This is a genomic window from Streptomyces fildesensis (genome assembly GCF_016107395.1).
Lineage (GTDB): Bacteria > Actinomycetota > Actinomycetes > Streptomycetales > Streptomycetaceae > Actinacidiphila > Actinacidiphila fildesensis.
Map to the genome: position 1 here is coordinate 1 of NZ_JAAIKO010000140.1, position 1,018 is coordinate 1,018.

Annotated in this window: 1 protein-coding gene; it reads right to left on the reverse strand. The window is 66.7% G+C overall.

Features of this window, described 5'->3' with window-relative positions; translation table 11 throughout:
* A partial coding sequence (locus tag C6N31_RS42270) for an ISAzo13 family transposase (RefSeq protein WP_198359625.1) occupies positions 1–963 on the reverse strand: 963 nt, incomplete at its 3' end.
* Between the last annotated feature and the right edge of the window lie 55 nt (positions 964–1,018).

Below are 1,018 nucleotides of genomic sequence, written 5' to 3' on the forward strand. Positions count from 1 at the left end.
CGTGCCTGGAGGAAAGTGACAGACAGTCACAGCCAGGCCGGTCTCGGCAGCGAAGTCAGCGAGCTCGGCCTTCCACAACCGGTAGCGGCAGCTGTTGGAACCGCCGGCGTCCGCGGTGACCAGCAACCGGGTCGCACGCGGATAGCCTGCCTGGCCGCGGGCCTGCCACCAGCCACGGATCGAGGCGACGGCGAAGACCGAGGTGTCGTGGTCGACCCCGACGTTCACCCACCCGCGATCGGCGGTCATGTCATAGATGCCGTACGGGATGGCGTGCGGCACGTCCGGGCCGGTGAAGAAGAAGCTGTGGTCCTCGACCTGGACCGGATCGCCTTGGGGCCGCCACTGTCGGCCGGGGTTCGGCAGATCGCCGAGCTGTTCCTTCTTCTTCGCATCGACGCTGATCACTGGCTGGTCGGCTGCCTGATGTTCGATGACCTGCTCGTTGATGTAGTGGAACTGGGCGTCCCGGTCAGGGTGCTGTTTCCCCTCCAGCGTCTTGGCGTTGGCCTGCAAGCTGAAGCCTTGCTCCTTCAACAGCCGGCCCACCGTCGGTGCGGACACCTGATGGCCCTGCCTGGCCAACTCCTCAGCCAGGTTACGCAATGACTTGGTCGTCCACCGCAGCGGCGACATGGGATCCCCGCGCTCATCCGGCTTAACCATCCCCAGCAGCGCCGGCACCAGCTGCGGGTCCAGAACCTCGGCCAAGCGCCGGCCGCCGCCAGATCTCCTGATTCGCCCTTCCGGCAGGGGCTCTCCGCCGGCCTCCAGCTCGAACACGCCGTTGCGGACAGTTGTCTCGCTGACCCGGGCCGCCTGCGCCACCGCCCGCACCCCGCCGTGCCCAAGTAACCGGGCCTCCTGCGCCAGCACCAGACGCTGCTGCCGTTCGTTCAAGTGCGGGAACAGCACCCCGAACCGCAGCGCGAGCTGCCCGCGGACCTCACTGGATATGCCCATACCGGCTCAACGAGTCCCGCGAGGAAAGGCAACATGTTGAATCTTTACGACTCCA